General features: G+C 72.7%; 15 protein-coding genes. 7 read left to right on the top strand and 8 right to left on the bottom strand.

Annotation, left to right across the window (positions count from 1 at the left end; genetic code table 11):
- The first annotated feature begins 45 nt into the window (after positions 1–45).
- Both AA75_RS53750 and AA75_RS25595 read left to right on the top strand, forming a co-directional pair.
- Positions 46–465: a winged helix-turn-helix domain-containing protein gene (locus tag AA75_RS53750; RefSeq protein WP_051813327.1), complete on the top strand. Its 420-nt coding sequence runs from the start codon at positions 46–48 to the stop codon at positions 463–465.
- 197 nt (positions 466–662) lie between these two features.
- On the top strand, positions 663–1,184 hold the full coding sequence (locus tag AA75_RS25595) for a universal stress protein (RefSeq protein ID WP_051813324.1): 522 nt from the start codon (positions 663–665) through the stop codon (positions 1,182–1,184).
- Positions 1,185–1,211: 27 nt separating this feature from the next.
- Here AA75_RS25595 and AA75_RS25590 read toward each other — a convergent pair whose 3' ends face one another.
- Both AA75_RS25590 and AA75_RS25585 read right to left on the bottom strand, forming a co-directional pair.
- Positions 1,212–1,628 (bottom strand): DUF3592 domain-containing protein, encoded by a 417-nt coding sequence (locus AA75_RS25590; RefSeq protein WP_033822598.1) that lies wholly within the window; start codon positions 1,626–1,628, stop codon positions 1,212–1,214.
- Positions 1,629–1,791: 163 nt separating this feature from the next.
- A complete protein-coding gene (locus AA75_RS25585; protein ID WP_033822597.1) occupies positions 1,792–3,756 on the bottom strand; it encodes an amino acid transporter in 1,965 nt (654 codons plus the stop codon).
- A gap of 259 nt (positions 3,757–4,015) precedes the next feature.
- Between AA75_RS25585 and dnaE the strand changes: the two genes are divergently transcribed.
- From dnaE to gnd, 3 genes are all read left to right on the top strand, one after another.
- A complete protein-coding gene (dnaE, locus tag AA75_RS25580) occupies positions 4,016–7,570 on the top strand; it encodes a DNA polymerase III subunit alpha (protein WP_033822596.1) in 3,555 nt (1,184 codons plus the stop codon).
- 601 nt (positions 7,571–8,171) lie between these two features.
- Positions 8,172–9,608, top strand: a complete 1,437-nt coding sequence (locus AA75_RS25575) for a glucose-6-phosphate dehydrogenase (protein ID WP_051813322.1) — start codon at positions 8,172–8,174, stop codon at positions 9,606–9,608.
- Between the two features lie 4 nt (positions 9,609–9,612).
- On the top strand, positions 9,613–10,629 hold the full coding sequence (gnd, locus tag AA75_RS25570; protein ID WP_082526826.1) for a phosphogluconate dehydrogenase (NAD(+)-dependent, decarboxylating): 1,017 nt from the start codon (positions 9,613–9,615) through the stop codon (positions 10,627–10,629).
- Positions 10,630–10,870: 241 nt separating this feature from the next.
- Here the strand turns inward: gnd and AA75_RS52390 are convergent, their stop codons facing one another.
- Positions 10,871–12,238 carry an ice-binding family protein gene (locus AA75_RS52390; protein WP_233289188.1) on the bottom strand — a complete coding sequence of 456 codons (1,368 nt, stop codon included), beginning with the start codon at positions 12,236–12,238 and terminating at the stop codon, positions 10,871–10,873.
- A gap of 545 nt (positions 12,239–12,783) precedes the next feature.
- On the opposite strand from AA75_RS52390, the gene AA75_RS25555 reads away from it, so the two are divergent.
- Together AA75_RS25555 and AA75_RS25550 are read left to right on the top strand one after the other, a co-directional pair.
- Positions 12,784–13,188: a hypothetical protein gene (locus AA75_RS25555; RefSeq protein WP_051813317.1), complete on the top strand. Its 405-nt coding sequence runs from the start codon at positions 12,784–12,786 to the stop codon at positions 13,186–13,188.
- A 728-nt stretch (positions 13,189–13,916) separates the two neighbouring features.
- Positions 13,917–15,008 (top strand): glutamate--cysteine ligase, encoded by a 1,092-nt coding sequence (locus tag AA75_RS25550; protein WP_033822593.1) that lies wholly within the window; start codon positions 13,917–13,919, stop codon positions 15,006–15,008.
- Between the two features lie 80 nt (positions 15,009–15,088).
- Here AA75_RS25550 and AA75_RS25545 read toward each other — a convergent pair whose 3' ends face one another.
- From AA75_RS25545 to AA75_RS25525, 5 genes are all read right to left on the bottom strand, one after another.
- On the bottom strand, positions 15,089–16,396 hold the full coding sequence (locus AA75_RS25545) for a PP2C family protein-serine/threonine phosphatase (protein WP_082526823.1): 1,308 nt from the start codon (positions 16,394–16,396) through the stop codon (positions 15,089–15,091).
- A gap of 155 nt (positions 16,397–16,551) precedes the next feature.
- On the bottom strand, positions 16,552–17,262 hold the full coding sequence (locus AA75_RS25540) for a glycosyltransferase family 2 protein (RefSeq protein ID WP_033822592.1): 711 nt from the start codon (positions 17,260–17,262) through the stop codon (positions 16,552–16,554).
- Positions 17,259–17,918: a bifunctional 2-polyprenyl-6-hydroxyphenol methylase/3-demethylubiquinol 3-O-methyltransferase UbiG gene (locus tag AA75_RS25535; protein ID WP_051813315.1), complete on the bottom strand. Its 660-nt coding sequence runs from the start codon at positions 17,916–17,918 to the stop codon at positions 17,259–17,261. The genes AA75_RS25540 and AA75_RS25535 overlap by 4 nt, the downstream gene beginning before the upstream one ends.
- Positions 17,915–18,739 (bottom strand): PIG-L deacetylase family protein, encoded by an 825-nt coding sequence (locus tag AA75_RS25530; protein ID WP_082526822.1) that lies wholly within the window; start codon positions 18,737–18,739, stop codon positions 17,915–17,917. The genes AA75_RS25535 and AA75_RS25530 overlap by 4 nt, the downstream gene beginning before the upstream one ends.
- Positions 18,736–19,797: an acyl-CoA dehydrogenase family protein gene (locus AA75_RS25525; RefSeq protein ID WP_199520410.1), complete on the bottom strand. Its 1,062-nt coding sequence runs from the start codon at positions 19,795–19,797 to the stop codon at positions 18,736–18,738. Before AA75_RS25525 ends, AA75_RS25530 begins: the two co-directional genes overlap by 4 nt.
- Positions 19,798–20,078: the final 281 nt, after the last annotated feature.

Here is a 20,078-nt window from a genome sequence, read left to right as displayed (position 1 = left end):
ACTGCCGGCACCTCGCCGTGTGGACGAAGCCGTAAGGAGGACGAGATGTCCCTGTACTACCCCCGGGTCTCCCACATCCACTCGACCTGGCCGGCCGTCACCGCCGCCGCGGCCACCGTCCTGCGGGCCGGCGGCGGTCCCGGGCCCGACCGGCCGCGGACCGCGGTGGCCGGTGTCGTCGTCGATCCCGTACGGCGCACCGCGGTCGCCGGCGGACGGCTGCTGAAGCTCACCTTCATGGAGTTCGAACTGCTCGCCCACCTGGTGGCGCACCCCCTGCGGGTCTACAGCCGCCGCCAGCTGCTGACCGGCGTCTGGGACCAGGAGCCGTTCGGCGACACCCGGACGGTCGACGTCCATGTGGCCCGGCTGCGCCGCAAGCTCGGGCCGGAGCTCCGGGACACCATCGCGACCGTCCGGCAGGTCGGCTACTGCTACGACCCCGGCAGGCAGGGACGACGGTGATCGACCGCGTCCGCTTGCCGCCGGGCGCCGCACCGGACGGGCGCCGCACCGGAGGTATCAAGGCCGCGTCAAGGACGGCGACCGGCGCGTAGTGCGTACGTCAAGGACCGCTGCCCTGGCGGGGCGGCAGGCGTCCAATGGGGGTGTGGGCCGGCGGAATCCCGCCGGCCGGAGAGCGGAAGAGGGAGCGGACTGCCATGGTCGAGGGCATTCGGGTCGTCGTCGGGGTCAACGGCTCGCTGAGCAGTCTCGCCGCCGTGTACCGGGCGGTGGAGGAAGCGGGCCGGCGCGATGCGGTGCTCGTTCCGGTGATCGCCTGGTCGGACACCGACCGCGACCGTCTGCGGCCGCTCTCCGAACTGGAGCATGCGGCGCGCAAGCGGCTGGACACCGTGTTCGAGCAGGCTTTCGGCAGCTACCCCAACGACGTGGTCATCCGTCCGCTGGTGGTCCGCTCCGAGCCCGGCCGCGCATTGGTGGCGGCAGCCGACCGGCCGACCGACCTGCTGGTGCTCGGCAGTGGCCACCGCGGCCGCGTCCAGCACGCCCTGCGCGGTTCGGTGACCCGCTACTGCCGCGCCCACGCGGTCTGCGACGTGCTGGTGGTCTCCCCGTCCGAGCTGCTGGCGAGCATGGAGCTCACGGCGCGCAGCGGGGCACCGCTGCCTTTCCTCGCCGGCCACGGCCGGGCTCCGCGGCACTCCGCCGTGTCCGCCTGAGTGCTCGGTGCTCTCCCCGGCAACGCGTCACACCGCCAGCAGGAACAGCACCAGGGCGCCGAGCAGCACCGCGGCGCCGAGAGCGACGAACGAGAGGTCCAGCCAGGCGCGTTCGCGTCCGCGGACCACGACCTGCCGGGGGTCGGCGGGGTCGTAGCTGATCCACACCTGCCCGCCGTCCGTCAGCGGCTGCGAGCGGCCCGCGGGTACCGGCGAGAAGACCTCCATGACGGTCTCGTCCGCGGTCACGAACTGCAGCAGCGGTCGCGCGGCCCCGGCGAGGTCCCCCGCCTGCGTCGAGCGGTACTTGACCAGGGCCTGCACGGGAATGCCGACGCGGCGCAGCCGGCGGGTGTCGCGCAGGCCCACCGCTCCCGCGAGGTAGGCGGTCAGGCCGCCGATCGCGGCGAACACGGCGAGCGGCGCCAGCAGGGCTGCGTCCATCGCGGGCCCCTCCCCGGTCGGGCGGTCGGACGGGTCGGACGGGTCGGACGGGTCGGACGGGTCGGACGGTGCGAGTCACCGCCTCTTCTCCCCAGTCTGCACCGGCGCGCGGCCCGGTGTCGGTGCCGGACGGTCCTCACGGCGGCGTCCGCCCAGGGTGCGGTCAGCCGACGTGCACGCGGGGGCGGCGGCTGCGGTCGGGCTCGGCCTCCCGCAGGACCTCCCGGGTGACCGGGGCGACCTCGCCCTGGCCGAACAGGAAGAACCGCAGGAACTGCGCGAACGGGTTGCCCTCGGTCCACTCGAAGTAGATGTGCGGCTGCTGCCCGGTCACGTCCCGGGCGTGCAGCAGCAGCGCGGCGAGCGCGTTCGGGATGCTGGAGTGTTCCAGGGTGAGGACCCGGTAGCGGTCGTGCAGCACCTCGCCGTGGACCTTCAGCTCGGCCTCGAAGTCGGACGGGTCCCGGACGGTGACCTCGACGAAGACCAGGTCGTCCTCGGGCGGGATGTCGTTGTCGGTCCGGATCTGCTGGAGCTTCTCCCGGTACTCGGTGAGGTCGCGCCGGTCCGGCTGGTTGGCGATCAGCCGCAGGGTCCGGTTCGAGCAGTCCCGCACGAACCGCTCGGCGACGTGGTCGAGGACCACGTCGGTGACCCGGAGTTCGAAGGCGCGGGCCAGTCGGGAGGCCAGCGAGATCAGCACGATGGCGGCGATGAAGCAGGCGCCGATCTTCACGCCGTCGGGCCGCTCGGCGATGTTGTCGCCGGTGGTGTAGACGAAGACCGCCGCGATGATCGCGAAGCCGATGGTCCAGCCGCGCTCGCCGGCCTTGTGCGCGGCGATGGTGACGGCGATGGCGGCCGAGGTGATCAGCACCAGGACGCCGGTGGCGTACGCGCCGCCCTGGGCGTCGACGCTGGCGTCGAAGATCCAGGTGATCAGGAAGGCGACCCCGGTGAGCACCAGCACCATCGGGCGCACGGCCCGCGCCCAGTGCGGCGCCATGCCGTAGCGCGGGAGGTAGCGGGGCAGCAGGTTGAGCAGGCCGGCCATCGCGGAGGCGCCGGCGAACCAGAGGATGGCGATGGTGGAGAGGTCGTAGACGGTCCCGAAGGCGCCGCCGAGGTACTCGTGGGCGAGGTAGGCCAGCGCCCGGCCGTTGGCCGCGCCGCCCGGCTCGAACGCGGCGGGCGGGATCAGCAGCGTGGTGATGAAGCTGCTGGTGATCAGGAAGATGCTCATGATCACGGCGGCGGTGGTGAGCAGCTTGCGGGCACCGCGGATCCGCCCGGTCGGCTGCTCCTCGGAGTCGCCCTCCTCGCCCTCGATGTGCGGCATCACGGCGACGCCGGTCTCGAAGCCGGACAGGCCGAGGGCGAGCTTCGGGAAGACCAGCAGGGCGACGCCGATCATGGCCAGCGCGTTGCCGTGCTCGGCGGTCAGCGCGTCGGTCCAGTCGGTGACCAGCCCCGGGTCGCTGAGCACGTGTCCCAGTCCGGTGGCGACCACCACCACGTTCAGGGCGAGGTAGACCGCCACCAGCACCACGGCGACGCCGATCGCCTCGCTGAAGCCCTTGAGGAAGACCGCGCCGAGCAGGGCCACCAGGATCAGTGTGATCAGCACCTGACGGCCGTGCAGGGCGCTGTTCAGGTGCGGGTTCTCCACCAGGTGCGCGGTGGCGTCGGCGGCCGACAGGGTGATGGTGATCACGAAGTCGGTGGCGGCGAAGCCCAGCAGCGCCAGGACGAACAGCTTCCCCTGCCAGAACGACAGCAGGCGTTCCAGCATGGCGATCGAGCCCTGCCCGTGCGGGCTCTCCTGAGCCACCCGCCGGTACACCGGCAGCGCCCCGCACAGCGTGACCAGCACCAGCACGATGGTGGCCAGCGGGGAGACCAGGCCGGCGGCCAGCGCCGCGATGCCCGGCTGGTAGCCCAGGGTGGAGAAGTAGTCCAGGCCGGTCAGGCACATCACCCGCCACCAGCGCTGCCCGTGCTCCGTGGGGGCGTCGGCGTGCGGGCCCGGGTGCTGCTTGGCCCGGTCCGATGTGCCTTCCAGCAGCCACGCCCGGAACCGCTGCCGCGCCGACGGCGCGGAACCGCGGGCACCCGAAGCTGAGCTCACCACCCTGCACTCCCGTCGACGGCCGCAGGCGGCCCGGCCGGCCGGGCGAGCGGCGACGTCAGGCTATGCGAGGCGTCCGCGTCGTCCGGGCAGGACACGGGCGTGTGCGGGGAAGTGGACCCGTTCCGCCGCGGTGTGCGGCGTAGGGAGTGCGTGAAGGACACCGGTCCGTCGGCCCGCTCCCGGCGAGTCGCGCTCCGCCGACCGTTAGGGTTGGGCCCTTCCTCCGGTCGCCCGATCTGCAAGGAGCCCCAGCGCAGTGTCCGACACCTTCGCCCATCTGCACGTCCACACCGAGTACTCGATGCTGGACGGCGCGGCCAAGAACGGCAAGCTGTTCGCGGAGGCCGAGAGACAGGGCATGCCCGCGATCGCGATGAGCGACCACGGCAACATGTTCGGCGCGTACGAGTTCTTCCACGCCGCCGCGAAGACCGGGGTGAAGCCGATCATCGGCATCGAGGCGTACGTCGCGCCGGGCTCGCGGTTCGAGAAGAAGCAGGTCTTCTGGTCGCCCGGCGGCCAGCGCCCGTCCGGCGCGGACGGCGAGGGCGGCAAGGACGTCTCCGGCGGCGGCCGCTACACCCACATGACGATGTGGGCGCAGAACGCCACCGGCCTGCGCAACCTCTTCAAGCTCTCCTCCCTCGCGTCGATGGAGGGCTACTACATGAAGCCCCGGATGGACCGCGAGCTGATCGCCGCCAACGCGACCGGCATCATCGCCACCACCGGCTGCCCCTCGGGCGAGGTGCAGACCCGGCTGCGCCTCGGGCAGTACGAGGAGGCGGTCAAGGCCGCCGGCGCGTACCAGGACATCTTCGGCAAGGAGAACTACTTCCTGGAGCTGATGGACCATGACCTGTCCATCGAGCGGGACGTCCGCCAGGACCTGCTGCGCCTCGCCGCGCAGCTGAACATCCCGCTGCTGGCGACCAACGACTCCCACTACGTGACCGCCGACCAGGCGGACGCGCACGACAGCCTGCTCTGCGTCGGCGTGGGCAAGAACAAGGACGACCCGAACCGCTTCAAGTTCCAGGGCACCGGCTACTACATCAAGACCGCGGCCGAGATGCGCGAGCTGTTCCGCGAGCTGCCGCAGGCCTGCGACAACACCCTGCTGATCGCCGAGCGGATCGAGTCGTACGAGGAGGTCTTCACCTACGTCGACCGGATGCCGCAGTTCGACGTGCCCGAGGGCGAGACCCAGGCGTCGTACCTGCGCAAGAAGATCGCCGCAGGCTTGAAGATCCGTTACGGCGACAACCCGAGCCAGGAGGTGCTGGACCGGATCGAGCTGGAGATGGGCGTCATCTCCCCGATGGGGTTCGACGCCTACTTCCTCGTGGTCGCGGACATCTGCCAGTACGCCCGCGACAACGGCATCCCGGTCGGCCCGGGCCGCGGCTCCGCGGCCGGGTCGATGGTCGCGTACCTGACCCGGATCACCGAGCTGGACCCGCTCGAGCACGACCTGCTGTTCGAGCGGTTCCTGAACCCCGAGCGCATCAACCCCCCGGACGTCGACATCGACTTCGACGACCGCCAGCGCGACCAGATGGTGCGCTACGTCACCGACAAGTACGGCTCGGCGTACACCGCACAGGTGAACACCTTCGGCACCATCAAGGCCAAGGCCGCCGTCAAGGACGCCAACCGCATCCTCGGCTACCCGTTCGCGATGGGCGACCGGATCACCAAGGCGATGCCGCCGGACGTGATGGGCAAGGGCGTCCCGCTGGCGGACCTGTTCAACGAGAGCCACCCGCGCTACAACGAGGGCACCGAGATCCGGGCGCTCTACGACAACGAACCCGACGTCAAGAAGATCATCGACACCGGCCGGGGCATCGAGGGCCTGATCCGGGGCACCGGCGTGCACGCCGCCGCCGTCATCCTCTCCTCGACCCCGCTGCTCGACCTGATCCCGCTGCACAAGCGGGACAAGGACGGCGTGATCATCACCGGCTTCGACTACCCGTCGTGCGAAGCCATGGGCCTGATCAAGATGGACTTCCTGGGCCTGCGGAACCTGGGGATCATCGACCACTGCATCAAGATCGTCAAGGCCAACCGCGGCACCGACATCGACATCGAGAAGATCCCGCTCGACGACCCCACCACCTACCAGCTCCTGGCCCGCGGCGACACCCTGGGCGTCTTCCAGCTCGACGGCGGCCCGATGCGCGCCCTGCTGCGCCTGATGAAACCCACCGAGTTCGCCGACATCTCCGCCGTCTCCGCGCTCTACCGGCCCGGCCCGATGGGCATGAACTCGCACACCAACTACGCCCTCCGCAAGAACGGCCAGCAGGAGATCATCCCGATCCACCCCGAGCTGGAGACCCCGCTGAGCGAGGTCCTCGGCCCGACCTACGGCCTGATCGTCTACCAGGAGCAGGTGCAGCGAGCCGCACAGGTGCTGGCCGGCTACAGCCTCGGCCAGGCCGACCTGCTCCGCCGCGCGATGGGCAAGAAGAAGAAGGAGGTCCTGGAGAAGGAGTTCATCCCGTTCCAGGCCGGCTGCCACGAACGCGGCTACTCCGACGAGGCGATCAAGGCCGTATGGGACGTCCTGGTACCGTTCGCCGGCTACGCCTTCAACAAGTCGCACTCGGCCGCCTACGGCCTGGTGTCGTACCAGACGGCCTACCTCAAGGCGAACTACCCGGCCGAGTACATGGCCGCGCTGCTCACCTCGGTGGCCGACGACAAGGACAAGATGGCGGTCTACCTGGCCGAGTGCCGCCAGATGGGCATCAAGATCCTCTCCCCCGACGTCAACGAGTCCGTGGTCGACTTCACCGCCGTCGGCAGCGACGTCCGCTTCGGCCTCAAGGCCGTCCGCAACGTCGGCGTACCGGTGATCGAATCGCTGGTCAGGACCCGCGAGGAGAAGGGCAAGTACGTCTCCTTCGCCGACTTCCTGGACAAGGTCGAGCTGGTGGTGTGCAACAAGCGCACCGTCGACTCCCTCGTCAAGGCCGGCGCGTTCGACTCCCTGGGCCACACCCGGCTGTCCCTGAGCACCGTCCACGAGAGCGCCATCGACGCGGTCACCGGCGTCAAGAAGCAGCAGGCGATCGGCCAGGACGACCTCTTCGGCGCCCTCGACGGCGGCGACGGCGCCCCGGCGATCGGCCTGGACTTCGAACTGACCGACCGCGAGTGGCCGCGCAAGCAACTGCTCAGCCTGGAGCGGGAGATGCTCGGCCTGTACGTCTCCAGCCACCCGCTCGACGGCGCCGAGCACATCCTCTCCCGCAACCGCGACACCTCCATCGCCGAACTCATGGGCTCCGGACGCACCGAGGGCGAGGTCAAGCTGGCCGGCCTGATCACGGCGGTCGACCGCCGGATCAACAAGGCCGGCAACGCCTGGGCCATCATCACGCTCGCCGACCGCGACGGCTCGGTCGAGGTGCTCTTCTTCCCCGCCACCTACAACCTGATGGCCGACCAGATGGTCGAGGACAACGTCATCTCGGCCAGGGGACGGCTCAACGAACGCGACGGCAGCCTGAGCATCTTCGGGCAGGAGATCACCACCCTCGACGTCTCCTCCGCCGAACTCGGCACCAAGCCCCCCGTCCAGATCTCCATCCCGACCAGGCGGATCACCCCCGACCTGGTCGCCGAACTCAAGCGGGTCCTCCAGGACCACCCGGGGGACGTACCGGTGCGCCTGCTCACGACCAACTGGGACAAGAACACCCTCTACGAGCTCGGCCTGCGGGTGACCACGGACCACGGCCTCGCCTCGGACATCAAGACCGCCCTCGGCACCCACGCCTGGATGGGGACGGTGTAGCGGCCGGCCGGGCGGGGCGGTCCGGGCCACGGCTCAGACCGCACCGCCCAGCTCCGGGCGGGCCCGGCGGAGGACGTCGACGGCCCGGTGGCCCAGCTGCAAGGTCGAGGTCACGGTCCTGGAGGTGGACGGTCCCCACGATCGCCAGCCGCATGCCGACCGAGCGGGTGAACACCCCGGGCGCCACGGTCGCCGAGGGCCCGAGCCGGGGCCGAGGTCACCGTCCACGACCCCGCCGCGATGGAGAACGCCCGCGGGGGCCCATCCGTGGTTCGCGTACGCGGACGATCCGGTCTCGGCGGTCACCGGCGCCGCCCTGCTGCCGCACCTGACCGACTGGCCGCTGTACTCCGAGGTCGACCGCGCCAAGCTGCGACGGCACATCACCGTCCCCGCGGTCGTCGACGCCCGCTGCGCCCTCGACCCCGGCCGGAGGCGCGCTGGGCGATGATGGCCGGCCCGACGCCGACAAGGCGGCGATCTGTCAGAAATGTGACACTTCGGGCGATATCGTCCCTCCTGTGAGCAACTATCTACCTGAGCGGGTTCGGGCGGTCCTGTGCGGTCTCGACGGTGGAGCCGGACTGCGGGGGGTGCGGGGATGAGCGCCGATGCCCTGGTGATCTTCGGCATCACCGGTGACCTCGCCCGGAAGATGACCTTCCAGGCGCTCTACCGGCTGGAGGCGGCCGGACTGCTGCGCTGTCCGATCATCGGCGTGGCGCTCGACGACTGGTCGCAGGAGCACCTGGTGGCCGCCATGGGCGCGGCGCTGGAAGGCGGCGGTACGGCCGTGGAGGCGGCGGCGTTCGAGCGGCTGGCCCGGCGCGTGTCCTACCTGCGGGGCGACTTCACCGACCCGGCCACCTACCGGTCGCTGGCGGCCCGGCTGAAGGGCGCCGAGCGGCCGCTGTTCTACCTGGAGATCCCGCCGTCGCTGTTCGCCCCGGTGGTGGAGGCCCTGGCCGCGGCGAACCTCACCGCGGGTGCCACGGTGATGCTGGAGAAGCCGTTCGGTCACGACCTGGCGTCCGCCCGGGCGCTCAATGCACGGCTCCACCGGGTGCTCGGCGAGGAGCAGATCCTGCGGATCGACCACTTCCTCGGCAAGCAGCCCGTGCTGGACATCCAGTTCCTGCGGTTCGCCAACGCGGTGCTGGAGCCGCTCTGGAACCGCGATCACGTCGCCGCGGTCCAGATCACCATGGCCGAGGACTTCGGCGTCGAGGACCGCGGGGCGTTCTACGACCCGGTCGGCGCGCTGCGCGACGTGGTGCAGAACCACCTGCTCCAGGTCCTCGCCCTGATCGCGATGGAGGCGCCGGTCGGCCCCGGGTCCGACGCGCTGTGGGACCGGCGGGTGGACGTGTTCCGGGCCATGGCCGACGTCGATCCGGCCCGCTGCCTGCGCGGCCAGTACGAGGGCTACCTGGACGTCCCCGGGGTGAAGGCGGGCTCGACGACCGAGACGTACGTCGAACTCACGCTGGAGGTGGACAACTGGCGCTGGGCCGGGGTGCCGTTCTTCATCAGGGCCGGAAAGGCGCTGGCCGCCAGGGCCACCGAGGTACGGGTGGTCTTCAAGCGCCCGCCCCGGCTGGCGTTCCTGGACGAGCCCGAGCACCCCGCCCCCAACGAGCTGGTGCTGCGGATCGACCCGGACCCCGGCCTGCGGATCGGCCTGCTCTCCAAGCAGGCCTCCGGGCAGTCGGCCGACAGCGTCCACCTGGGCCTGTCCTTCGCCGCCGAGCTCGGCAAACCCCCCGAGCCGTACGAGCGGCTCCTCAACGACGCGCTGACCGGCGACCGTTCGCTGTTCACCCGGCAGGACGTGGTGGAGGAGACCTGGCGGGTCATCCAGCCGCTGGTGGACCACCCGCCCGCACCCGTGCCCTACCGGCAGGGGTCCTGGGGTCCCGCCTCCGGCCCGGGCCGCACCACCTGGCAGCTGCCCTGGCTCTCCAGCGCGCACGACGCGAGTCACGACCCTAGTCACGACCCTAGTCACGACAGGAGTGCAGAACATGGCGACCGGTGAACCGATGCAGCTCGGCGTGGTCGGGCTCGGCCGGATGGGCGCCAACATCGCCCGCCGGCTGATGCGCGACGGCCACACCTGCGTGGTGTACGACGTCAACCCCGCGGCGGTCGCCGCGCTGGAGCAGGACGGCGCGATCGGCGCGAGCTCGCTGGCCGACCTGGCCGCGAAGCTGACCCCGCCCCGGGCGGCCTGGGTGATGGTGCCCGCGGGCGACATCACCGGCACCACCATCGAGGCCCTGGCCGCCGAACTCGCCCCGGGCGACACCGTCATCGACGGCGGCAACTCGTACTACCGCGACGACATCGCCCGCGCCGCGGCGCTGGCCGACCGCGGTGTCCACCTGATCGACTGCGGGACCAGCGGCGGCGTCTGGGGGCTCGACCGCGGCTACTGCCTCATGATCGGCGGCGAGAACGAGGTCGTCGAGCGCCTGCGCCCGATCTTCGCGACCATCGCCCCCGGCACCGGCGACGCGCCGCGCACCCCCGGACGCACCGGCGCGCCGAGCACGGCCGAGGAGGGGTTCCTGCACTGCGGCCCGAACGGTGCGGGCCACTTCGTCAAGATGGTCCACAACGGCATCGAGTACGGCATGATGGCCGCGCTCGCCGAGGGCCTCAACATCCTGCACAACGCGGACGCCGGCAAGCGCCACACCGACGCGGACGCCGAGACGGCGCCGATGGAGCACCCCGAGTACTACCGGTACGACATCGACACCGCCGCGGTCGCCGAGGTCTGGCGGCGCGGCAGCGTGATCGGGTCCTGGCTGCTCGACCTGACCGCGGCCGCCCTCGTCGAATCGCCCGGCTTCGAGGGCTTCGCGGGCCGCGTCTCGGACTCCGGCGAGGGACGCTGGACCTCGATCGCCGCGATCGAGGAGGGCGTGCCCGCGCCCGTGCTCACCACCGCCCTGTACTCCCGCTTCTCCTCGCGCCACCTCGACGACTTCGCCGACAAGGCCCTGTCCGCGATGCGCAAGGGCTTCGGCGGCCACGACGAGAAGACCGGCTGACCGCACCGCGCGCGCCTGTGGGTCGCGCACCCAACGAGCCCTGGCCGACGGTCGACACCGGACCGGCCGGGGCTCGTTCGCGACCACCCGGACCACCACCCGGACCACCGGCCGGCGGACGGCACCCCCCGGATCTGCGCGCTCAACGGTCGTGCCGCTCCTCACCGCGCAGGCCTGAGCCCCCGGGCAGTTGCTTGGGTCCGGGGGCTCAGGGCGCTCGTCGGCTAGGCGCTCTCGTCGGCTAGTGCCGTCGTCCGGCTCCGCCGGCTCGGTTCATTCTCGTCCGGACGGCCAGGAGGATCCCACCCGCAGCCAGCAGGATCGCCCCCGCGGCCGCGATACCGGTGGCTCCGCCGGCACCGGTCTCGGCGAGACCGGCACCGTGGCCCTGAGAGGGGACCTTCGACGGGGCGGCCGCCGAAGCCGTCCGGGACGGGACGCCCGGCGAGGGGCTGTTCGACGCCTGGCCGTGGTCGCCCTTCCCTTCGGCACCGCCCCCGCCGTGGTCACCACCGCCACCGTGCTCGTCTCCCCTGCCGTGCTCCCCGCCGTGGTCGCCACCGCCGTGCTCACCGCCGCCGTGCTCACCGCCGCCGTGGTCGCCACCGCCGTGCTCGTCACCACCACCGTGCCCGCCACCCGGGCCACCCGGGCCGGCAGGACCAGCGGGCCCAGCCGGACCAGCAGGACCAGCAGGACCAGCGGGCCCTGCCGGGCCAGTCGGGCCGGGCGCACCGGGAGAACCAGGGGCACCAGGAACACCCGGGGCGCCCGGAGCGCCAGGAGCACCCGGAGCACCCGGAGCGCCAGGAGCACCCGGAGCGCCAGGAGCACCGGGGACACCCGGGGCGCCGGCCGGGCCGGTGGGACCGGTGGGACCGGCCGGGCCGGTGGGGCCGGTGGGGCCGGCCGAGCCCGTCGGTCCGGGCGGGCCGCTCGGTCCGGGCGGGCCGACGGTGCAGGCGGCCCGGGTGATGGTGTTGGTGTCCAGCGTGACCGCGCCGTTGCGTGCCAGCGCCCGGCCCTCGATCACGGTGTTGGTCTGCGCCGCGATCGATGTGAGAGCAAGGATGTTGCCCTTGAAGAAGGAGTTGGTCCCGATGGTGGCAGAACTCCCCACCTGCCAGAACACGTTGCAGGCCTGCGCGCCGTTGATGAGGCTGACGTTGCTCGCCGAGCCCGTGATCAGGGTGGAGGCGATCTGGAAGATGAAGACGGCGTTGGGGTCGCCCTGGGCGTCGAGCGTCACCGTGCCGTTGAGGGCCAGTGACGACGTGGACTTGTACACGCCGGACGTCAGCGTCAACCCGACCAGGTCACCGGAGACGAGTGCGGTGGGCGCCCGGCCGGCCGCGTCGTTGTACGCGATGACCAGGTCGGACTGGGCCTGAAGGGCCGCCGCGTCGGCCACGTGCTGGACCCCGTTGAGGATGCCGGGCGGGAAGCCCGTCACCGACGAACCCGGGCTGAGGCCCAGGTCGCCGTTGATGACGCTGGGGCCCGTGTTGGTGACCGTCGAACCGCCCAGGACCGCGTAGCTGGTGTCGGTCCCCAGGGTCACCGGCGCCTGGGCGGCGTACGCGGGGTGGGAGATCAACGTGCTGGTCACCAACAACGTCAATCCGGGCAGGAGATAGAGGGCTTCCTTGAATCCGGTGCGTCTACGCCCGCTGTCGGGAGGGGCGGACAGGGTGGCATCCGATGCCATAGGACATGACCTTTCGTATCGCCGTCGCGTTCGGCAATCCCCGGGGGGACTCCGGGTGGCTGTGAAGAGATCTGGTCGGGTGTCAGGACAGGTCAATCGCACCGGAAACCAGGGGCGCCTGGCCCGTCCCGGATTCAGAGAGCGTGCGTACACCGAAAATCTGATGACCTGACACTCGACTGCGCACACACCAATGGCACCATAGGATCGGAGGCCTATTAAGAATCCAAATGAGTGGTGTCGCTGTCAGATTGTCGCAACATCACCTGCTTGCCGCTGGCGTGTCGTCAGCGGCACGGGCCACGGGGGTGGACGCACCTGAAGCGCCCCCCGGCATCGCAGGGACGAATTCGTCGGATGCACCCGGGACAGTGCAAGGGCGCATCGTTTTTGCAGTTCGCTTCGTTGGGACGAATATGGACACCCTGGAGAATTTGCGTGGTGAAGTGTCGGCGCCTCCCAAGGACGGCGGCACCGACACGGTGGCCGGGCGCTGCCGCGCAGGGGGCGGTCTGGCCAGGACGTCGCTCGGCGAGCTGCGCCGGGAGCTCGGTTACGGGCGGCTCGGCAGGCACGTCCTGGCGGAGATCGCCGAGAGCCTGACCACCGAGGGACTCGGCTGGTTCCCGGCCTGGCGGCTGTCGCCGAAGGAGAACGACGAGCCGCACAAGGACCAGGAGTTGTGGGTCTACGTCCGGGACGGCGGCTTGCGCTGCCAGGTCATCGGCGTCATCCAGGCCCCCGATTCCTGCGACGTCCCGGCCGTCCTGGACGGCCTGCTGGCGCGCAGGCCCTCGGCACTCAGCGCCGAAGGCAAGCTGAGCCTCATCCGCGAGATCCTCGGCGTCTGACCCTGAAGGCCCGCGGCGGGTGCACGGCGCCGGCTGCACCTCCCCGGTGCACCGGCTTCCGACGAGCGGGGGACTCCGGCGGCCTCGCGTCGGTGGCCGGGGCAGACCTCGCCGCTGTCCGGGCCCGGCGGCCGGTGCACTCCCGATGAGGTCGCACCTTGCGCGGCCGGGCCGGCACCTCTGACCGACGGCGGGACTGGACTCCTCCGCACCACTCCTGTGCCACAGGACGTGGGCCGGGCGCCGCGCCGATGAGCGACCGGTCCGACCAGGGCCCGGGCCGGTGAGAGCGGGTGCCGCCCGGCGCGGTGCGGGGTTCGTCCCCGCCGGTGCGGGGCAGACGCGGAGCTGCAGGCCATGGACCGTAGCGTCCGTAGTCGCTCGAGGAAGACACGAAGCAGTTCGAAGACGCCCTCGGCTGAGAGGAGCCCGGTTCTCATGGGCACTGTTCCCGTACCACCCGACCCTGACGTCACCCCTGTGCCGCCGCCAGGGCCTCCACGGCCGCCGGAGCCTGCGCCGGTCGCGCCTCCGGTCTCTCCGGACCCACCGGCGCCGCCGGGCCGGCCCGTCCCGCCGCCCGACCCGCCCCTCCCGCCCCGCCGCCCGGGTGAGCCCGAGGGGCCCGGGACGCCCGAGCCCCCGGACTGACCCGGACTGACCCGGACCGGCAGGACTGCCTCTCGCGTTCCACGGTTGCGCCGGTCTCCCCGGGGTATCCGACAGGCATGCTCACCCTCGGCGTGGAGGAGGAGTACCTCCTGCTCGACCCGGTGGCCGGTACACCGGTCGCCCGGGCCTCGCAGGTGCGCCGGGCAGCCGATCTCCAGCCCGCGATGGACCGGGGCGAGGTCCAGCGGGAGCTGCTCCAGGCGCAGCTGGAGATCGCGACCCCGGTCTGCCGGGACCTCGACGAGGTGGGCGGCCACCTCCTGCGGATGCGCCACGCCCTCGGCCGGGCGGCGGCCCGGGACGGCTGCCTGCTCGCCGCGTGCGCCGGGGCGCCGTTCACCGACCGGCTGCCGGTTCCGGTCACGGACACCGCCCGTTACCAGGTCATGCACAGCGACGCACCCCGCCTCACCGACGAGCAGCTGATCACCGGCATGCACGTCCACCTCGGCATCCCCGACCGTGCGACCGGCGTCCTGCTGCTGAACGGCTTGCGGACGTGGCTCCCGCTGCTGGTGGCGCTCGCCGCGAACTCGCCGCTGGCGCAGGGCACCGACACCGGATTCGCCAGCTGGCGCACGCTGGTCTTCAGCCGCTGGCCGGTCAGCGGGCCGCCGCCGCTGTTCGAGGGCGTGGCCGACTACGATCGCCGGACCCTGGCCCTGGTCGAGGACCGGCTGATCCGCGACAGCGGTCAGATCTACTGGCACATCCGGCTGTCCGAGCGGTTCCCCACCGTCGAGCTCCGCGCGATGGACGTGCAGCTGCGCGCGGACGAGGCGGTGATGCTGGCCGGCATCGTCAGGGCCCTCGCCGCCCGGCTGCTCGCCGACGCGGCGGCCGGGAACCCGGCGCCCGCGGTGCGCCCCGAGGTGCTGGATGCCGCGGTCTGGCACGGGGCGCGGTACGGGTGCGCCGGCGAGGTGTTCGACCCGTTGCACGGCGGGCTGCGGGCGGCCGGCGATGCGGCCGCCGCGCTCCTGGAGTTCATCGCGTCGGCCGCCGGGGGGGACAGCAGGCACATCGCGCCGGTGCTGGATCGCGTCCTGCGGGAGGGCAACGGAGCAGCCCGCCAGCGGCGCGAGCTGCGTCAGGGCGGCCGCGCGGGCCTGATCCGCATGATCGGCGACCAGACCACGGGTGTCTGACCGCTTGGCCACCCGGCCGCCGGGCCGGCCCGGTCAGCTGTCCCCGTGAGGCGGGTCGGGTTCGCCGACCCGTGGCCGGGTCAGCCTGCCGGGGGCCGGTCCCGGGTGCTGCCCGGCCTTCCGGGAGGGGTGCCGGCGCTGTCGTCCCAGCCGGCCGTGGCGAGGTGGTCGGCGCTGCCGCCCCGCCACTCGACCAGGAAGAGCGTCGCGTCGTCGCTGGTGGCGCCGCCGCGCGCCTGCTTCAGGGTGTGGGACAGCGCCCGCACCGTCGACCGAAGGCCGACGTGTGCACGCCCCACCCGCGTGACGACGTCGATCAGCTGCTCCTCACCGAACTGCTCACCGCCGGCCAGGTGCTCCTCCACGAGCCCGTCGGTGAAGAAGAGCACCCGGTCGCCGCGCTGCAGCAGTTGCTCGCTGATCCGTGGCTGCTCACCGCCGAATCCGACCGGCAACGTCGTGGGGCCCTTGAGCTGCTGGACCACGTCGTGGTCGCGGATCAGCAACGGCGCCGGGTGGCCGGCGTTGACCCACTGCAGGCGTCCCGAGGCGACGTCGAGCTGCATCATGTGCGCGGTGACGAACTGCTCGGGTCCGAACTGGCCGCCGATGGCGGTGTCCATGAAGGCGTACGTCTCGGCCAGCGCGATGCCCGAGCGCCGGGAGTGCCGGTAGGCCCCGATGGCGACCGTCGCCATCACCGCCGCGTCCAGCCCGTGGCCCATCGCGTCGATCACGGCCACGTGCAGGATGTCGCCGTTCAGCGCGTAGTCGAAGCTGTCACCGGCCACCCGGTAGGCGGGTTCGAGGATCCCGGCGACCTCGACCTGCGGGGTGGACATCGTCAGCGGCGGCAGCAGCGACCACTGGATCTCCGCGGCGGTCGTCATCGGGACGAGGCGACGCGCCTTGAAGAACTCGTCGGTGTACCCGTTCTTGGTGACCAGCATGTCGGCCACCAGACCGGCGAGCCGCCGCAGCAGCCGCCGGTCGTCGTCGTCCACGGTGTCCAGCGTCAGGGCAAGGACCCCCACCTGGTCGCTGCCGTCGAGCAGCGGAAGGTACATCCGCACCCCGTCGGGCTGCACCACCTCCACCGCCGCCGCGCGCAGGAACGCCGTGCCGGCGGGGGAAGCGTCGATGGGCTGGGGCTCCCCCACCCTCAACCGCCGCCCGCGCAGCGGGACCAGCATCAGCTGCTCGTAGTCCTGCAGCAGGATCGAGACCTCCCGGCCCCCGACGATGCCGACCTCCTCGGCGATCAACGGGGCGATCAGCTGGGGCGGCATCTCGTGCGCCCGGTCCAGCAGCACACCGAGCAGCCGCTCACCGAACCCCTCCGACCGGTCCACCACGACCCGGTCGGGCTCCCCATCAGCCTGTGCCATAGTCGCCCACTCCATCACACCCCCGACCTGCCCCCGGGACAACACGCAGGTGACAGGCCGTGAGCGCGGCAGGACCCGGCGCCGGGCGGGGTCCGCACCAGGGGCGTGCACCATGGTGCGCTTCGGCGCGCTGCCCGGTCCGGCGGCGGCGGTGGTCACGGGGTGATGGTGTCGAGGCCCTGGAGGAAGTCACCGAATCCTCCGCGGGCGCGGGGATCGCGCCGGGCGGAGGTGGCGACGGGGTTCCGGGTGGTGCGCTTGACGGGGTGGCCGGCGGCTTCCAGGGCGGCGACCAGGGTCCGGTCCTCACCGACGGCCAGCGGTTCGAATCCGCCGGCCGCGCGGTAGGCGTCGGCCCGGACGGCGAGGTTGGCGCCGTGGACGTGCGGGTGCCAGGCGGCCGCGCGGTCCTGCCGGTAGTGCCGTCGGAAGGCGGCGGCGGCGCCGTCCGGGTGGCCGGTCCAGTCCGTGACGTGGACGGTTCCCACCACCGCGTGCCAGCCGGCGGCGGCGTGGGCGAGTTGCCGGGCGAGCCAGCCGGCCGGGACCACGGAGTCCGCGTCGGTGTGGGCCAGCCACAGGCTTCCCGGCCCCGACCCGGCGGCGAGGGTGGTGTCCAGGGCGTGGTCGCTGCCGACCGCGCGGGCCGCGCCGACGTTGGCCTCGGTGATCTCCAGCAGTTCCGCGCCATTGCGGCGGGCGATGTCCGCGGTGGCGTCCGTGCAGGCATCGGCCACGACGATCACCCGCACCGGCAGACCCCGCACCTGTGGATGCCGGGCGGCCCGGCGCAGCGCCGCCAGGCAGCCGCCGAGGAGTTCCGCCTCGTCGCGGGCGGGCACGATCACGGCCAGCGCACGGATCACGTCAGCCCCTCGGCGGCGGCGACCGACAGGTGCTCGGCCGGTGTGCCGGCCTGCCGCGGCCGGATGAACACGTCGAGCAGGAAGTCCGGTTCGCTGTGTGCGGCGATGCGGACCAGGGCCGGGTGGGTGCGCGCCTGCTCGTGGACGTCGTCGCCGCTGCGGGCGTGCTCGGCCACCTGACGGCGCCAGTGGACGAGCAGCAGGGTGCCGCCCGGTCCGAGGGAGCTCACGGCGCGCTCCAGGAGATCGGCGCCGGCGGCGGCCGGGAAGTAGTACAGCAGCTCGGACAGGACGACGAGGTCGAAGCTCTCCTGCGGCCCGGGCCAGTCCTCGGGCAGCACGCGGCGCTCGACGCGTACGTGCGGCAGGTGGGCGAGCCGTGAGCGGGCCTGTGCCAGGGCCAGCTCCTCCCGGTCGCAGGAGAGCAGGGCCCGGCAGCGGCCGGCCAGTCGGGCCGACAGGACGCCGACAGAGCAGCCCGGCTCGAACGCGCTGGCGTACTCCCGTTCGGGGAGGGCCGCGAGTGTGAGGACGTACTTGCGCTGCTCGTACCAGCGGTCGGCGAGCTGCCACGGGTCGGGCCGGGCGGTGTACATGCGGCTGAAGTACTCCTGCGGCGTACCGCCGTCCTGCTGCGTGCCGTCGGGTGCGCTCATCGCCAGAGCACCTCGAAGTCCCGCCGGAAGTGGGCGAGTTCGGCGGGCGGCAGGATCGCCTCGTCGCCGGGGCCGTCGCCGAGCGGCCGGACCTGGCTGCGGAAGCACTCCAGTGCGGTGCGCTTGCGGTCCCGGGCGGCGGGCGGCAGCGCGACCCGGACCGCTCGGTGCCACGGCAGCCGTGCGTCGCCGGGGACGGCCCAGTGCCACGCCCACACCGGGTACTCCCACACGGGCACCTCCCGGGCCCTGCCCGCCGCGAGCGCGGCCCGGCCGGCCGCCTCGTGGTCCGGGTGCAGGTCACCGCTGAACGGCGCCACGCACAGGTCGCAGTCCGTCAGCAGCTCCGCCAGCTCGCCGGTCACGATCCGCTCGTTCCGGGCGACCCCGCCGTCGGGGACGCCGAGGGCCACGCTCTGCACGTCGGCGCCCAACCGGCCGAGCGCCTGGTGCAGTTCCCGGGTCCGGACGGCCGCGAGGTCGCGGGCGACCGGGGCCCTGCTGTGCGGGTGGGAGGCCTCGCCGTAGGTGACGGACACCAGGCGCAGCCGGACGCCGGCGGCGGCGAGGACGGCGATCGTGCCGCCGAGGCCGAGCACCTCGTCGTCGGGGTGGGCGGCCACGATGAGGATCCGGCGCGGGCGCCCCGGCGGGGCGGGCGGCAGCCCGGTGAGCGGATCGAGGGCGGGCAGGGCCCGCAGTCCCGGCCAGGCCTGCCAGTCCCGCTCGGGGGTGCCGGCCGCTCGGATGGGGTCGGCGGGTGCCGACCCGGTCGGCCGGGTCGCGCCGGCGGGTGACGGCGGGAACGGGTGATCGGTCACACGTCCTCCCAGTCCGATCGGGCTGCTCGGGCGGCTCGGCCGAGTGCGGCGAGGTCCCGTTCGGCGTGGTGCTGGCGGAGGTAGACGGTGAGGTCCGCCACCGCGCGTGCGTGGGTGACGTCGTGGCCGAGCGGCGCGGCGCCCAGCGCCCGGCCGACCCGGGCGAGGACGTCGCCGCCGGCGTCCTCGACGGCGGCGCGCACCCGCATCGTGCGCAGCAGGGCAGTGCCCTCCCGGTCGCCCGGGTCGGTGTCGACGGCAGCGGCAGCGCTGTCGAGCAGGGCGTCGACGGTGGCCAGCCGGGCGTCGACCGCACCGAGGTGGGCCAGCGCGTGCGGGTCCAGATCCCATGTTCGTGCGGCGGTCAGCAGTGTGCGGGCGACGGCGCGGGCACCGCCGAGCCAGCACGCTGCGACGCCGATCCCGCCGTGGTGGAAGCCGGGCCGTTCCAGATAGGCCCCGGGCTCGCCGACGGGCACGGCGCGCACGGCGTCGAGCTCCACGTCCAGCGTGTCGCTGCCCGCCATGCCCGGCCCGGGCCAGCTGTCCGGCCACGGCACGACGCCCGGCTGCTCGACCTCGAGGGCGAACAGGCGCCGCCGCTCCCCCTCCCGCGCGGTCACCAACGCATGGGTGCACACCCTGGCACCCGAGCAGAACGGCTTCACCCCGGACAGCCGCCACCCGCCTCCCTCCCGGTACGCCTCCAGCGTGTAGCCGGGGGGCTCCGCCGCCCACACCCCCCACCGGGCCCCGGCACCGCTCACCGGAGCCGGCCCGGCGCCCGGGGCGCCGAGCTCGGCGAGAATCGCCACGGCGTCCGTATGGCCCTCGACCAGCCGGGCCAGCGAGAGGTCCCGCTGCGCCCACCGCGTGAGTGCCTTCCAGCGGGCGCGGGTCCGTCCGCCGCCCGGCAACGGAAGCTGCAGCTCTCCGCACGCCGCCATCCAGGTGAATTCCTGCGCGACCCAGTCGCGGTGCTGCTCCGCATCCCGGTCCGGGTCCGGCGGCCCGGCCGCAGGGAACCGCGCCCCGGCCGGCACCGCGCCCGTACTCACTCGCTGTCGTCCCGTCGCGGATCGGGCTGGCGTGGCAGGCGCACGGGCCAGGGCGGCAGCGTGGACGGCCGGAACGACGATCTCGCGGTCACGGTGTACTCCTCGGGTCCAGGGGCGCGCGGCGCGGGCCCCGCTTCGACTCTGCATCGCGCCGGGGACGGCCGCGCGTCCGACCGAGGAACAGCGACCCGCCGCGATCGGACCGCCCCGGGGCCGGATTCACCTCGGTCGCTTCAGCGCTGCTGCTGCGCGGGGAAGTTCGTCGTGGACCAGCCGGCCCG

The organism is Kitasatospora sp. MBT63 (assembly GCF_000710465.2).
Classification (GTDB): Bacteria; Actinomycetota; Actinomycetes; order Streptomycetales; family Streptomycetaceae; genus Kitasatospora.
Note: the sequence above shows the minus strand (reverse complement) of the source record. Positions and strands in the feature narration are given on the sequence as shown.

Excerpts from the sequence above, each read along its gene's own strand:
- AA75_RS53750 (WP_051813327.1), top strand. The coding sequence starts at position 46 with ATGTCCCTGTACTACCCCCGGGTCTCCCACATCCACTCGACCTGGCCG.
- AA75_RS25595 (WP_051813324.1), top strand. The coding sequence starts at position 663 with ATGGTCGAGGGCATTCGGGTCGTCGTCGGGGTCAACGGCTCGCTGAGC.
- AA75_RS25590 (WP_033822598.1), bottom strand. The coding sequence starts at position 1,628 with ATGGACGCAGCCCTGCTGGCGCCGCTCGCCGTGTTCGCCGCGATCGGC.
- AA75_RS25575 (WP_051813322.1), top strand. The coding sequence starts at position 8,172 with ATGAGCGCCGATGCCCTGGTGATCTTCGGCATCACCGGTGACCTCGCC.
- gnd (WP_082526826.1), top strand. The coding sequence starts at position 9,613 with ATGCAGCTCGGCGTGGTCGGGCTCGGCCGGATGGGCGCCAACATCGCC.
- AA75_RS25550 (WP_033822593.1), top strand. The coding sequence starts at position 13,917 with ATGCTCACCCTCGGCGTGGAGGAGGAGTACCTCCTGCTCGACCCGGTG.
- AA75_RS25545 (WP_082526823.1), bottom strand. The coding sequence starts at position 16,396 with ATGGCACAGGCTGATGGGGAGCCCGACCGGGTCGTGGTGGACCGGTCG.
- AA75_RS25535 (WP_051813315.1), bottom strand. The coding sequence starts at position 17,918 with ATGAGCGCACCCGACGGCACGCAGCAGGACGGCGGTACGCCGCAGGAG.